Origin of the sequence: Herbiconiux ginsengi (assembly GCF_900107435.1) — a bacterium.
GTDB lineage: Bacteria > Actinomycetota > Actinomycetes > Actinomycetales > Microbacteriaceae > Herbiconiux > Herbiconiux ginsengi.
Map to the genome: position 1 here is coordinate 193424 of NZ_FNPZ01000004.1, position 13451 is coordinate 206874.

Genomic DNA, 13451 nt, shown 5'->3' on the forward strand with positions numbered 1-13451 from the left:
GCCGCGGCCGGGCGCCCGCGGGTCACTGACCGGGTCGGCGGAGGATGGTGCGCAGGCCGTTCGACAACTTGACGGCCCGGCGCGCCTCGAACTCGGCGATCCGTTCGTTCAGCTGGTCGATCGTGCGCTGCGCCTCGTCGCGCCCGTGAAGGTACTGAGCGCGGTCGTAGTCGATGCGCTCCCGATCGGCGCGCACCCGGTCGAGCTCGTCGCGGAGCTCCTGGATCGTGCCCGATGCCGCGTCGAGGCGGTCGTTGATCGAGTAGACCCGCGACTCCGCATCCCGCAGTGCCGGGGCGAGATGCTCCTGCAGGGCGAGGTCGGCGGCGTCGATCCCCGTGTCGGCGACCGGCGAGGTCAATCGCTCGGCCAGCACGGTCTCCCGTGTGAAGGAGCCGGCGGCCTCACCGGCCCGCAACTCCTCGGCGTCGGGATGCCGCAGGAGGTAGTAGGGCAACAGGATGCCGGCCTTCAGCCGGGCGTAGTCCCGCATCCCGTGGTGGTTCGGGCTCGGCGCGAGGCCGGGGTTGCTCTCGTAGGCCAGGCCCGTCGCCTCGACCTTGTTGCGGTACTGACTCCACGAGCGCCATGGCAGGTGCAGCACCTCGATCTCGAGGCCCTCTCCGGGTCGCCCTCGCGACTCGAGGCTGACCTCGTGGTTGCCCTGCGACACGTGCACGTCGGCGCTCCCGATGTGCGGCGCATCTGAGGTGGGGTGGGCCCGGATGCCCACTTCGTGCAGGGCGTCCGTCGGGCGTTCGTCACGGTAGACGAGGCGTTGCAGACCCGAGCCGGTCGCGGCGGGCCGCCCGGTCAGATTGACGACGGGCACCGGGAACGACTGATAGCTCTTCGGGATCTCGGAGAAGACCTCTTTGAGGGTTCTCGACCGGTCTCGGGGAAGCCAGAACTCGTCGGCGTCGGCATTGAGCACCCAGTCGGCCTGGTGGAGCGTGTAGGCGTCCCGCGCCATCGCGGTCACCACGCTCCATTGCTGCTTGCGCTGCACGGGATCGTGCCGCAGATCGATCAGTCCCCGAGCGGAATACTCCTCGAGGATGGCGGTGGTTCCATCGACGGAACCGTTGTCGGTGACGATGATCGTGTCGACCCCTTGGGCCAGATGGTGGTCGATCATCGCCGAGATGATGTCCGCCTCGTCGCGGACCATCAGTGTCATGGCGAGCTTCACGGGGTGAAGGCCTCCCGTCGGGTAGGCGCACGGGTGTGCGGGATGCTTCGCACCACCCTATCCGTTCGGATGTTCCCGGCCCGGATCATCCGCAGCGCGGGATCGCACGAACGCCGACCGCACCGAGAGGCCCGCCGAGAGCACGGTGCGAACGGGCCACAACCACCAGCCGGAGTACTTCTTGCCGAGGAACCGTCGGGCGCTCCGGTGGTGGGCGTCGAGCATGGCGGCCGACTCGCCGGAGGTCGAGTGGGCGCCGGTGTGCAGCACCACCGCGGCCGGTTCGTAGACGTTCCGCCAGCCGGCCAGCCCGAGCCGGTAGCCCAGATCGACGTCTTCGAAGTACATGAAGTAGCCGGTGTCGAAGCCGCCCAGCTGCTCGAACGCCTCTCTCCGCACCAGCAGGCACGCCCCTGAGAGCCAGCCGGCGTCACGGCGCTCCGGATGCTCGCCGATCTCGTGGCGGTAGGAGCGCGACCACGGGTTCGACGGCCACACGTTCGCGAACAGGGCGTGACCGATGCCGTTGCGGATCGAGGGCACCGAGCGGGCCGAGGGGTAGGAGCTGCCGTCGAGCTCGAGGATGCGGGGGCCGACGGCGCCGATGTCGCGTGCGCTTTCGAGGGTCGCGACCATCGTGGTCAGCGCATCCGGGTGCAGTACGACGTCGGGGTTGCTGATCAGGAGGTAGCGGATGGGCGCCGGTAGCCCGGCGGCGACCGCGTTCATCGCGTGGCCGTAGCCGAGATTGCCCGCCATCGGCGCGTAGTGGGCACCGGCCTCCGCCGCGATCGCCTCGATCTCGGGGCGATGCGGCGAATCGGGCTTGTTGTCGGCCACCGAGATCTCGACCGGCTCGCCCGGTAGTGCGGCGGGCACCGAGTCGAGGAACGACCCGAGCACGCTCGCCGAGTCGTAGCTGACGGTGATGACCGCGATCCGGGCCGTCATCGTGCCGCCCTCGCGGACTGGTAGGCCTCCAGGTGCTGTTCCGCGCAGCGGCGCCAGGTGAAGGTCGCGGCTCGCTCGACGGCGGCCGCGGCGAGGCGCTCGCGTTCGGCCGGGTCGTCGAGGAGGGCGTCGAGGGCGTCGCGGATCGCCGCGGCATCAGGTTCGGCATAGGCGACCGCGTCGCCGCCGACCTCGGGGATCGAGAGGCGGCGGGTGGTGAGCACCGTGCCCCCGGTGGCCATGGCCTCCAGCACCGGCAGGCCGAAGCCCTCGCCGAGGCTCGGATAGACCACGACGGTCGCGCCGCCGAGCAGTGAGCGCAACTCGTCGACGGGGAGGTAGCCGAGTTCGGTGACCCCGGCGGCCGGCGTGCTCGCGTCGAGGAGTGCTCCGGCCTCCGAGTCCCAGCCCCGGGAGCCCGATATCGCGAGCTGCGGGGTCGGCAGGTCGCGGGCGGCGCGGCGGACACGGAGCTCTGCATGGGCGCGCAGCAGATTGGCCACGTTCTTGCGCGGCTCGATCGTGCCCAGGAAGGCGATCCAGCCCTGCCCGAAACCGTGCTCCCGGGCGAAGCCCGTGATCTCCTCGCGGGTCGGCCGATGGAAGCGGGCGGCGTCGACGCCGAGGTAGGCCACCGTGATCCCCGCGTGGGCGACCTGCACGCGGGAGCGCACGGCGTCGGCGGTGGCCTGGCTGGGAGCGACAAGGGCGCCGGCGGACCGCCCGGCGCGCCTGGTCCACCAGGTGAAGAACGTTCGCTTCAGCCGGGAGTGCGCGCCGGGGTCGGTGAAGAAGGTGGCATCGTGCACGGTGACGACCGAGGGCATCCGCGTCGAGAGCGGGAAGGTGTAGTGCGGCGAGTGGATGAGGTCGACGCCGAGCCGTCGGGCCAGGCGGGGGAGCCCGAGCTGCTCCCAGGCGAAGCGGATCGGTCGCTTCGCGACCCCCCCCGGCGACGCGTGATAGCGGTGGCCGGGTGCGTTCTCCCGCAGTCGCGCGACGTCGGCGGGCTTCGCCACGACGTCGATCGCCACTCCGAGCTCGTCGAGTCCGCCGAGCAGTCCCTCGATGTAGCGAGCCACGCCGCCCCAGCTCGGCGGAAGCGATGTCGCATCGAGGAGTACAGCGGGGGGATTGCCCACGGAGCTTCTTTCTGACGCCGAAAAGGACCACTCAAGCATAACGGCGCGTTCCGTGAGCCCGGCACAGGGGCCGCGCACCGCTAGGGTCGGAGGCGATGTCTCCCAATCGTTTCGTGTCACGGCTGCTGGGCGGCCGCAGGGCCGGCCCGCCCCGGGTCGGCTACCTGGTCTACGGCGGTGGCGGCAGGCACCCGGCCACCGCGCACATCCGCGTCGTCGGACCGCTGACGCGGGCGGCCGCGGCCGGCCGCATCTCGGCAACGCAGATCGATCAGGTGCGTTTCGCCCACGGTGGCGACCCCGCGGAGTACGACGTCGTGCTGGTGCAGCGCGACGTGGTCGAGCCCGACCACGTCGATGCCTTTCTCGCCGAGTGCGCCCGTCGCCGCGTGCGGCTGGTCTTCGAGGCCGACGACGACTTCGTGACCGGACCGGCCCGCGAGCGGCTGCTGCAGCACGGCTACTTCAGCACGAAGCTCGACGCGTTGCGGCAGGTCGTCGGCGCCGCCGACGCGGTGATCGTCAGCACCGACGAGCTGGCGGCCACCATGGCGCCGTTCGGGGCTCCGGTGACGGTGGCGCCCAACGCGCTCGACCCGGCCCTCTGGGGCGCCGACGCCGACGGCGGCTCCGTCGGCTCCGCGATCGACTCGGCACGGGAGTTCGTGTCCGACGACGGCGAGTTCCGGATGCTCTACGCCGGCACCGCGACGCACGCCGGCGACCTCGCCCTGCTCCGGGAGACGGTGCAGACGCTCCGCGACGAGACCGGCGGCCGGGTGGTGCTGGAGACCATCGGCGTGACCGGCGAGGACGGGGACTGGTACCGCCGGCTGCCCGTCCCCGACCACGCGGTGAACCTCCCCGACTTCGTGCGTTGGCTGCGCTCGATGTCGGGCCGCTGGTCGCTCGGCCTGGCGCCGTTGGCCGACGAGGACTTCAACCGCAGCAAGAGCGACCTCAAGTTCCTCGAGTACTCGATGCTCGGCCTGCCGGTGGTCGCTTCCGCGGTCGAACCGTATCGCGGCATCCCGGCGCACGGCGGTATCGGCGTGGCGAACACGGCCGAGGCGTGGGGTGACGCCATCCGCTCCGTTCTCGCCGAGTCGTCCGCGAACGCGGAACGCGCGGCGACGGCGCGGCGCTACGTCGAGAGCGAGCGGTTCGAACCGGTGGGCGAGAGATGGCTCAAGGCGGTCACCGCGCGGCGGGGTCGCTAGCGACCGCAGGCACGCCTGTCGCCGGGCCGACTGGCGCAGACCGGCCCGACGCGGGGGTCAGTCGGCGACGATGAACGCCGCCACGGAGCGGCGAGGGACGGTGGCGCTGCGATCGATGCGCCGGCGCTCCGCCCAGGCCGAGGGCAACGCGCCGAGGGCCGCCGCCAACGCGCGAACGGTTCGCCGTGCATCGTGCCGTGCGTCATCTCCACGCCCGGCGGCCGCCACGACTGAACGCGCGGCGCGGAAGCTCGTGCGGGCGAGTGCGCGCACGAGCACGGGCAACGGAGCGTGCTGAGCGGAGATCACGATGCGGTTGCGGTCGTTCCAGAACCGGAAGAGGTCCGAGCCGGTGCCGCTCGACGACGCGTGGGCGTGGGTCACCACCGCGCCGGGTTCGTAGCGGATCAGCCAGCCGCGGCGCCGCAGCCGCCACGAGAGATCCGTGTCTTCGTAGTACATGAACAGCGATTCGTCGAACAAGCCGACCTCGGTGAGGGCCGACATCCGCAGTGCGCAGGCGCCGCCGGAGAATCCGGCCACCTCTCCGGCCGACCGGTGGTCGTCCGCGACCGGCACCAGCCAGTCGCGGTCACGGCCGTTGCCCGAGCGGGTGAGTTCGTTGCCGGTGCTGTTCACCCGTCGCACACCGTCGACGGGATCGCGCAGCAGGATGCGTGCGGTCACCGCCGCGGCCCGCGGATGGGCGGCGAGCGGGGCGACGATCGACGCGATGAAGCGCTCGTCGGCCACGGCGTCGTTGTTGAGAAGCACCACCAGGTCGGCGTGAATGCCGCGGATCGCCGCATTCACCCCGCCGCCGAATCCGCGGTTGTCGGGTAGCTCGATGACGGTGTGCTCCGGATGGCGGGATCGGAGGAGCTCCGGCGATCCATCGCCTGACCCGTTGTCGACGATGACGACCGACAAGGCGATGCCGGCTTCGGCGAGCCCGGTCTGCGCGTCGAGCGACGCCACTGCGGCCGAGGTGAGTTTCGGCTGCCGCCAGTTGACGACGACGGCCGAGACCCGGGTGGAGCCTGGCTCAGCCAAGGTCCGAGATCGTCGGCGTCAAGCGCACCACTCCGTCAGCGAGCTGGAAGTAGGGCACGTCGAACGACGCGGCCTGCGGCGCATCGGCGAGGTGGCGCTTCTCGGAGTCGAGCAGGCTCGAGTTGATGAAGTACTTCCCTGCGCCGAATTGCACGTCGCTCAGCACGAACTCGATCGTGCGCGGCTCCTTGAGCCGGGCGAGGTGCGTGTCGGTGCGGCTGGTCGCGGTTCCATAGACCGGCATCCCGCGGAAGTTGTCGATCTGGATGGTGGCGATCCAGTCGTCGATCCCGGTCGGGTGCTCGTAGGTGACCCGCACGACGAGGTCGTCGCCCGCCTCGATCTGCTGGCCCTCGGCCCGGCCGCGGGCGTGCACCGTCGTGGAGAGGATGCTGCCGTTCGCGCCCGGGTCCTCCCCGTGCGCGACGACCTCTTCGACCCGGCGCTCCTCGAGCACGTCGCGGAAGTCCTTCACCGCGATGTGAGGGAGGCCGTCGAAGAGGATCTGCCCCTGGTTCAGGAGCACGGCGCGCGAACAGATGTCGGTGACCTGGTTCAGGGAGTGGGTCACGAGCACGATCGTGCGGCCCTCGGCCTGGAACTCGCGGATCTTGTCGAGGCACTTGCGCTGGAACGCCTCGTCACCCACGGCGAGCACCTCGTCGACCAGCAGCAGGTCGGGGTCGACGTGGATGGCGACCGCGAAGGCGAGCCGCACGTACATGCCGCTGGAGTAGAACTTCACCTGCGTGTCGATGAACTGCTCGATGCCCGAGAAGTCGACGATCGCGTCGAAGAACCTGTCGGTCTGCTTCTGGGTGAGCCCCAGGATCGACGCGTTGAGGTAGACGTTGTCGCGGCCGGTGAGGTCGGGGTGGAACCCGGCGCCGAGTTCGAGCAGGGCCGCCATCCGCCCGCGGCGCGTGATCGAGCCGGTGGTGGGCTGGATGATGCCGCCGATGGTCTTCAGCATCGTCGACTTGCCGGAGCCGTTCGGCCCGATCAGACCGATCGAGGTGCCGGCGTCGATCTCGAGGTTGATGTCGCGGAGCGCCCAGAAGTCCTCCTTGAACTTCGCCGAGCGGCCGGCGTTGACGACGCGTTCCTTGAGGCTCTTGCTCTTCTGGATGATGAAGCGCTTGGAGACGTTGTCGATCCGAACGATGGGGACGGCTGCAGTCATCGCTCCTCCTACAGTTCCTGGGCGAAATCGCCCTGAAGTCGGGTGAACCAGCGCTGTGCGAAGAAGAGCAGCACGATTCCGATGAGACCGGCGATGCCCATCCGGGTCCAGAGATGGTCGAGTACGGGCCCGTCGCTGCCGGGCGACCAGAAGGCCTCCTGGAAGGAGATGACGGCGAGGGTGATCGGGTTGTTCAGGTAGATCTGGCCGAGCCATGCGGGCAGGTGCTGGAGCGCCTGCGGCCAGGAGTAGAGGATCGGCGACGCCCAGAGCAGCAGCAGCAGCACTACCTCCACGAGGTATTGCACGTCGCGGAGGTACACGTTCAGCGCGCCGAGGATCAGGCCGATCGCGGTCGCGTAGATGAGGATGAGCACGAGCGAGCCGACCCCGTAGAGGAGGTTGGGCCCGAACGCGAGGGTGCCGACGAAGGCGGCGGCGACGATGAGGATGACGAACTGGATGAGGAAGTTGAACAGCGCCGAGCCGATCGTCGCCAACGGCAGGATCTCCCGGGGGAAGTAGACCTTCTTCACCAGCCCCGAGTTCACCACGATCGACGAGGTCGACCCGGCCACGATCTCCTGGAACAGCGTGTAGATCGCCAGGCCCGCGAAGATGTAGATGGCGAAGTTGTCAATCGAACGGGCGGCGCCGAGGAACTGGCCCACCACGAGGTAGTAGATGAACAGCTGGGTCAGCGGGCGGGCGAGACTCCAGAGGAACCCGAGCGCGCTGTCTTTGTAGCGCGACTTCAGTTCGCGTCGCGTGAGCAGGCCGAGCAGCTCGCGCCGGCCCCAGATGTCGGAGATCGACGAGAAGATGCCGCTCCAGAAGCCTCCTCGGGCCCCGGCGTCCTGCCATGGGGTGGCGTCGAGTCGGGCGATTCGATCGACTTTGGACTGTGCTAAGTCAGCCATACGGTGAAACGGCCTCCAAGCCAACTGGCGAATGGGCGGGGCATCGCTCCGCCGCGTACGAGGATACATCAGAGATCCTGAGCGACGTCCCGGGGCCCGCACGGCCGCGACAGGCGGGTTCTCGGCTCCTCGTCGGAATGACGGGTTAGTGTTGTCTGTTGTTCCGCGGGCAGGTGCGCCCCAGAGATCATGGAAAAGGATCACGTAGAGAATATGGTGTCGATCAAAAGAGCTGTCGTCGATGGGCTCCGCAAGACCCTCCCTCCGGGCTCCCGGTCTCGCAGCTTCGCGGCGGCGGGCTTCCACTCGATGCGCGGCGCCATCGATCTCGTGCGCACCACCCGCCACAACTTCGCCCAGGTGCAGTCCAGCGAACCCGGCCTCGAGAGCTACTCGGCCTGGCGTCGCCAGCAGCCCGCGCCCTCCGACCAGATCCCGCTGGGCGCGAGCCTGGTCTCGTTCACCGTGATCATCGAGGTCGCCCCAGGCACCTCTCTGGCGCAGGTGCAGAAGACCCGCGCGAGCGTCGGCAGCCAGGCCGGCCTGCGGGTGGAGATCATGGAGAAGGAGTCGGGCAGCGACATCGGGTCGTTGGTGTCGGGCGTCAAGGAGGACTTCGTGCTCTTCTTGCGCGCCGGCTCCACGTTGGAGGCCCACGCACTCGCCGACCTCGCCAAGAAGCACCGCGTCGACCCGGGCCTCGCCTTGGTCGCCTTCGACTCAGACCTCCGCTCGGCGACAGGCTCGCTCAGCCGCCCGCAGTTCCGCCCCACCTGGTCGCCCGAGATGCTGCTCGGCGCCAACTACCTCGACCGCGCCTTCGCCGTCTCGAGCAAAGCCCTGCGCGAGACCCCGCACCTCAGCCTGAACGACCTGGGCGTCTGGCGCCTGCTGCTCGATCTCGACCTGATCGCCACCCAGGCCGGCAACGTCAACCGCGTGCTGCTGCACGAGCCCGCCGACTGGCGCACCCCGGCCACCGCCGAGGAGGCCGAGATGGTGCGCGAGGCGCTCGAGCGGCGCGGCGAGAACGCCGAGACCAGTGTGAAGGACGGCGTGGTGCGGGTGCTCTTCCAGCCCGCCGAATGGCCCTCGGTCTCCATCGTCATCCCCACCCGGCATTCCCGCGCCAACCTCGGTGTGGTGCTGCCGAGCCTGGCTCGCACCGACTACCCCTCCTTCGACGTCACCGTGATCGACAACGGCGGCGAATCGGATGCGAACAACGAGTGGTACTCCGCCAACGAGAACGGGCTCGACCTCTCGGTCATCTGGTGGACCGAACAGCCCTTCAACTACTCCCGGGTGAACAACTACGCCGTGCGCTCCACCTCGGGCGAGGTCGTGCTGATGCTGAACGACGACACTGAGATCGTCGACCCGCTGTGGCTCCAGGAGATGGTGGGCCAGCTGATGCGGCCGAATATCGGCACCGTGGGCGTGCAGCACCGCCGTGGCGACGGCCGCATCCAGCACGGCGGCGTCACCGTCGGCCCGGGCGGCTCGGCCGACAACCTGTTCGCGGGCATGGAGCCGGGTTCCGACTCCCTGCTCGGCCCGACCTCCTGGTATCGCGACAGCCTCGCCGTGACCGGCGCCTGCGTGGCGATCCGGCGCACCGACTTCGAGGCGTCGGGCGGGCTGGCCGAGAACTTCATCCTCTGCGGCAGCGACGTCGTGCTGGGTCTCGATCAGATCATCGCGGGCCGCCGCAACGTGGTCGTGCCCTTCGACACTGTTCGGCACCTCGAATCCGTCACCCGCGGCTCGAACAACCCCGTCGAGGACTACTATGCCAGCTACTGGCGCTACTCGCCGTGGCTCTCCGGCGGCGACCCCTACTCCTCGCCGAACGTCTCGCGGCTCACGGCCGTCCCCCGCTTCTCGAACCGTCGCGATCCCTCCCCGGTGAAGATCGCGCTCACCGGCATGGGCCGGGCCTACACGAAGGTGGCTCAGAACTCGAACATCTCGGCCGAGGCCGTGGCCCTGCTGGCGGCGGCCACCGTGTCCAGCGCGCAGGTGCGGGCCGTGAAGGAGCAGCACGCCTCGATCGAGGGCCGACGCGAGGTGAAGACCATCAACTGGTTCATCCCCGACATCGACATGCCCTTCTTTGGCGGCCTCAACACCGCGTTCCGCCTGGCCGACAAGCTGCGGCGCGACCACGGGGTGCACAACCGCTTCATCGTGCTCGGCGAGGTGCACGAGCTCTTCATCCACACGGCGCTCACCGCCGCGTTCCCCGGCCTCGCCGAAGCCGACATCCACTTCTACGACGGCTCCGACGCCTCGCTGGCCGAGTTGCCCGCCGCCGACGCCGCCGTGGCGACCCTCTGGCTCACCGCGTCGCACGTCGCGAAGGTGCAGGGAACGCCGCGCAAGTTCTACCTGATGCAGGACTACGAGCCGGCCTTCTACCCGGCCAGCACGATGTTCGCGATGGCGGAGGAGTCGTACCGCCTCGGTCTCTACGGCATCTGCAACACCGACAGCATGCACCGCATCTACACCGAGGAATACAAGGGCAAGGCCACGTACTTCACGCCGGCGGTGGACCAGGGCATCTACAACGCCGTGGACCGCCGCACCAAGGGCGACGACGAGCCGGTGACGATCTTCGCCTACGCTCGCGACCACTTCCGCAACTGCTGGGAGATGGTGTACGCGGCGCTCAGCGAGATCAAGCGCATCCACGGCGACGGCGTGCGGATCGTCGCGGCCGGCGCGCGCTACCTGCCCGAGAGCGCCGACTTCATCGACATGGGGCTGCTCGACTACCGGGCGACGGGCGCCGTGTACCGGGAGACCGACATCGGTCTCACGATGCAGATCTCGCGGCATCCGTCGTACCTGCCGCTCGAACTGATGTCGAGCGGCGTGCCGATGGTGGCGCCCGACAGCGAGTGGTTCCAGTGGATCTTCGACGACGGCGAGAACTCGCTGACGGTGATGCGCACCCTCGACGACGTGGTGGAGAAGCTCGACACCCTGGTTCGCGACGCCCAGCTGCGCTCGCGGTTGCGGGCCAACGCGCTCGACACGATCGCGCGGAACCACAGCAGCTGGGACGAGGCGTTCGAGGGCATCTACGACTACTTCTGCGATCCGGAGGCCGCTACACCCCGGTGAGTCTGCGGGCGCGAGGTGCCTGCTCGGGCTAGGGTCTTGCACCGTGGGGATCCAACGGGTGAGCACTGTGGCCGCGGCGATGCTGGGGCTCGCTGCGGCGAGCATCCTGCTGACCGGATGCGTCGACCCGGGCAGCGGCCCCACGCCGAGCCCCACGGTCTCCGTGACGAAGAGCGCGACGCCCACGCCCACTCCGACGCACACGAGCACGCCGACGGAGACACCGACCGATCCGCCTTCGACTCCCACGCCGTCCCCGCCGCCGGTCACCACGGCGAACGTGCAGATCGTGAACACGCGCTACGACCCAGCCGGTCGCACGCTGAGTGCGGCGGCGATGATCACGAACGTGATCTCGGCCACCGGCACCTGCACCCTCACCGCCACCCAGGGCGACCTCTCCGCGACGGCGCAGGCGCCCGCCGTGCCCGACGCCTCGGTCACCTACTGCGGCGACCTCACAGTGGTGCTGCCCGAGGGCGCGTCCGGTTCCTGGACGGCGACGGTCGACTACGACGACGGCACTGCGGCCGGCAGCGCCTCGATGGAGGTGATGGCCCAGTGAGACGGATGCGCACCCGCCTGATCGCCGTCGCCGCGGCCTTCGCGCTGCTCGCCGCGGGATTCACGGCCGTCGGCGGGGCGGCAGCTCCGGCAGAGGCACTGAGCGGCTCGGACTTCAACCCGGGCAACATCATCAGCGACGCCAAGTTCTTCAACGGCCAGGCGATGGATCCGGCCGGCATCCAGAACTTCCTGAACGGCCAGGTGCCGAACTGCCGGGCGGGCTACACCTGCCTCAAGAGCTGGACCGAGACGACGGGGTCACGCCCGGCGGATGCGATGTGCGGCGCCTACAACGGCGCGGCGAATGAGTCGGCAGCCACCATCATCTACAAGGTCGGACTCGTCTGCGGGGTCAGCCAGAAGGTCTTGCTCGTCCTGCTGCAGAAAGAGCAGTCGCTGGTGACCGACACCTTCCCGTCAGCGGGGCAGTTCCGCAGCGCCACCGGTTTCGCCTGCCCTGACACCGCGCCCTGCGACGCCGAGTACTACGGCTTCTACAACCAGGTCTACAAGGCGGCGTGGCAGTACAAGCGCTACACCAACCCGCCCGGCACCTCGGCCTTCTTCACCTGGTACCCGGTCGGCCAGACCTCGAACGTGCGCTACCACCCGAACGCGGCCTGCGGCTCGTCGCCCGTCGTCATCCAGAACAAGGCGACGGCCGGGCTCTACTACTACACGCCCTACCAGCCGAACGCGGTGGCGCTCTCGAACCTCTACGGCGGTCAGTCCGACGGCTGCTCCTCCTACGGAAACCGCAACTTCTGGCGACTGTACTGGGACTGGTTCGGCAGCCCCACCGACGTCGACCTGAGCCCAGTGGGCACCATCGATTCGGCCACGGCGACGCTCACCACCGCGACGATCTCGGGATGGACCTTCGATCCGGAGACCCCGCTGCCCGTCGACGTGCACGTCTACGTGAATGGCACCTACCTCACCGGATCGTTCGGCGGCATCTTCCGCGCCCAGTCGCCGCGACCGGATGTGCAGGCCGCCTATCCGACCTACGGCGCGAACCACGGCTACGTCATCACGCTGCCGATGCCGACCGCCACGACGCAATTCTGTCTCTATGCGATCAATCTCGGTCAGGGCTCGAACACGACGCTCGGCTGCCGGACGGTGTCGAAGCCGACCGGTCCGCCGATCGGCAACATCGAGTCGGCGACGCTCACCAACAACACGGTCAGTCTGCAGGGGTGGGCGATCGATCCCGACAGCACCGCGAGCATCCAGGTGCATGTCTACGTCAACGGCGCCTGGGGCGGCGCGTACGACGCGACCGTGAACCGGCCCGACGTCGCGCGCGTGATGCCCGGATACGGAGCGGCGCACGGGTTCTCGATATCCGGTGTCACCGTGCCCGTGGGCACCAGCCAGGTCTGCGTCTACGGAATCGACAAGGCCGGGGTGATCGAGAACAGCCAGCTGGGCTGCAAGACCGTCTCCACCGCCAGCGGTCCGCCCAAGGGCAACATCGAGGGTCTCTCGGCCAAGCCCGGCACGATCTCGCTCAGCGGATGGACCCTCGATCCCGACACGCCGTCGCCGATCGACGTGCACGTCTACGTCAACGGAGCCTGGGGCGGCCTCACCACCGCGAACGGGGCTCGTCCCGACGTCGGCCGGGTGTTCCCCGGATACGGCGACGCGCACGGCTTCTCGATCGACCTGCCGGCGCGCGGCGGAGCGAATTCGGTCTGCGCCTACGGCTACAACGTGATGGGCGGCGCCAACACGCTGCTCGGCTGCCGCACGGTGCAGGTGCCGGGTGGCGTGCCCTTCGGCAACGTCGAGTCGGTCTCGGTGGCGAACGGCAAGATCACGGTGTCGGGGTGGACGATCGATCCCGATTCCATCGGTTCGATCGACGCCCACGTCTACGTCAACGACGGCTGGGGCGGTCTCACCACCGCCAACCTGAGCCGCCCCGACGTGGCCCGCGCCTTCCCTGACTACGGCGACAAGCACGGTTTCCAGATCACCGTTCCGGCTCGTGCCGGTAACAACCGCGTCTGCGTCTACGCCATCAACACCGGCACAGGTTCCGACAACACGCGATTCCCCTGCATCGACGTCGCCGGCTGA

General features: G+C 69.1%; 10 protein-coding genes. 4 read left to right on the forward strand and 6 right to left on the reverse strand.

What is annotated here, in order from left to right; genetic code table 11:
• Window positions 1–22: 22 nt before the first annotated feature.
• The 3 genes from BLW00_RS17310 to BLW00_RS17320 form a co-directional block, all read right to left on the reverse strand.
• Entirely contained in the window at window positions 23–1180 is a 1158-nt protein-coding gene (locus BLW00_RS17310; RefSeq protein WP_092556512.1) for a glycosyltransferase family 2 protein, read from the reverse strand.
• Between the two features lie 69 nt (window positions 1181–1249).
• On the reverse strand, window positions 1250–2143 hold the full coding sequence (locus BLW00_RS17315; protein ID WP_092556514.1) for a glycosyltransferase: 894 nt from the start codon (window positions 2141–2143) through the stop codon (window positions 1250–1252).
• Window positions 2140–3285 carry a glycosyltransferase family 4 protein gene (locus tag BLW00_RS17320; RefSeq protein WP_245741655.1) on the reverse strand — a complete coding sequence of 382 codons (1146 nt, stop codon included), beginning with the start codon at window positions 3283–3285 and terminating at the stop codon, window positions 2140–2142. Before BLW00_RS17320 ends, BLW00_RS17315 begins: the two co-directional genes overlap by 4 nt.
• Before the next feature lie 95 nt (window positions 3286–3380).
• On the opposite strand from BLW00_RS17320, the gene BLW00_RS17325 reads away from it, so the two are divergent.
• Window positions 3381–4505, forward strand: a complete 1125-nt coding sequence (locus tag BLW00_RS17325) for a glycosyltransferase family protein (protein ID WP_092556518.1) — start codon at window positions 3381–3383, stop codon at window positions 4503–4505.
• Between the two features lie 57 nt (window positions 4506–4562).
• Here the strand turns inward: BLW00_RS17325 and BLW00_RS17330 are convergent, their stop codons facing one another.
• The 3 genes from BLW00_RS17330 to BLW00_RS17340 are packed head-to-tail and all read right to left on the reverse strand — an operon-like array spanning window position 4563 to window position 7661.
• Window positions 4563–5558: a glycosyltransferase family 2 protein gene (locus tag BLW00_RS17330; RefSeq protein WP_092556520.1), complete on the reverse strand. Its 996-nt coding sequence runs from the start codon at window positions 5556–5558 to the stop codon at window positions 4563–4565.
• On the reverse strand, window positions 5551–6741 hold the full coding sequence (locus BLW00_RS17335) for an ABC transporter ATP-binding protein (protein ID WP_092556522.1): 1191 nt from the start codon (window positions 6739–6741) through the stop codon (window positions 5551–5553). Before BLW00_RS17335 ends, BLW00_RS17330 begins: the two co-directional genes overlap by 8 nt.
• A gap of 8 nt (window positions 6742–6749) precedes the next feature.
• Entirely contained in the window at window positions 6750–7661 is a 912-nt protein-coding gene (locus tag BLW00_RS17340; protein WP_092556524.1) for an ABC transporter permease, read from the reverse strand.
• Window positions 7662–7877: 216 nt separating this feature from the next.
• Between BLW00_RS17340 and BLW00_RS17345 the strand changes: the two genes are divergently transcribed.
• The 3 genes from BLW00_RS17345 to BLW00_RS17355 are packed head-to-tail and all read left to right on the forward strand — an operon-like array spanning window position 7878 to window position 13451.
• Window positions 7878–10793 carry a rhamnosyltransferase WsaF family glycosyltransferase gene (locus BLW00_RS17345; RefSeq protein WP_175494342.1) on the forward strand — a complete coding sequence of 972 codons (2916 nt, stop codon included), beginning with the start codon at window positions 7878–7880 and terminating at the stop codon, window positions 10791–10793.
• 58 nt (window positions 10794–10851) lie between these two features.
• Window positions 10852–11358 (forward strand): hypothetical protein, encoded by a 507-nt coding sequence (locus tag BLW00_RS17350; protein ID WP_139256773.1) that lies wholly within the window; start codon window positions 10852–10854, stop codon window positions 11356–11358.
• Window positions 11359–11363: 5 nt separating this feature from the next.
• The gene (locus BLW00_RS17355; RefSeq protein ID WP_092556530.1) at window positions 11364–13451 is read left to right on the forward strand and encodes a hypothetical protein; all 2088 of its coding nucleotides are present in this window, start codon (window positions 11364–11366) and stop codon (window positions 13449–13451) included.

Bases quoted from the DNA above. Each gene is read 5' to 3' on its own strand.
- BLW00_RS17310 (WP_092556512.1), bottom strand. From the start codon at position 1,180: ATGACACTGATGGTCCGCGACGAGGCGGACATCATCTCGGCGATGATC.
- BLW00_RS17315 (WP_092556514.1), bottom strand. From the start codon at position 2,143: ATGACGGCCCGGATCGCGGTCATCACCGTCAGCTACGACTCGGCGAGC.
- BLW00_RS17325 (WP_092556518.1), top strand. From the start codon at position 3,381: ATGTCTCCCAATCGTTTCGTGTCACGGCTGCTGGGCGGCCGCAGGGCC.
- BLW00_RS17335 (WP_092556522.1), bottom strand. From the start codon at position 6,741: ATGACTGCAGCCGTCCCCATCGTTCGGATCGACAACGTCTCCAAGCGC.
- BLW00_RS17340 (WP_092556524.1), bottom strand. From the start codon at position 7,661: ATGGCTGACTTAGCACAGTCCAAAGTCGATCGAATCGCCCGACTCGAC.
- BLW00_RS17355 (WP_092556530.1), top strand. From the start codon at position 11,364: ATGCGCACCCGCCTGATCGCCGTCGCCGCGGCCTTCGCGCTGCTCGCC.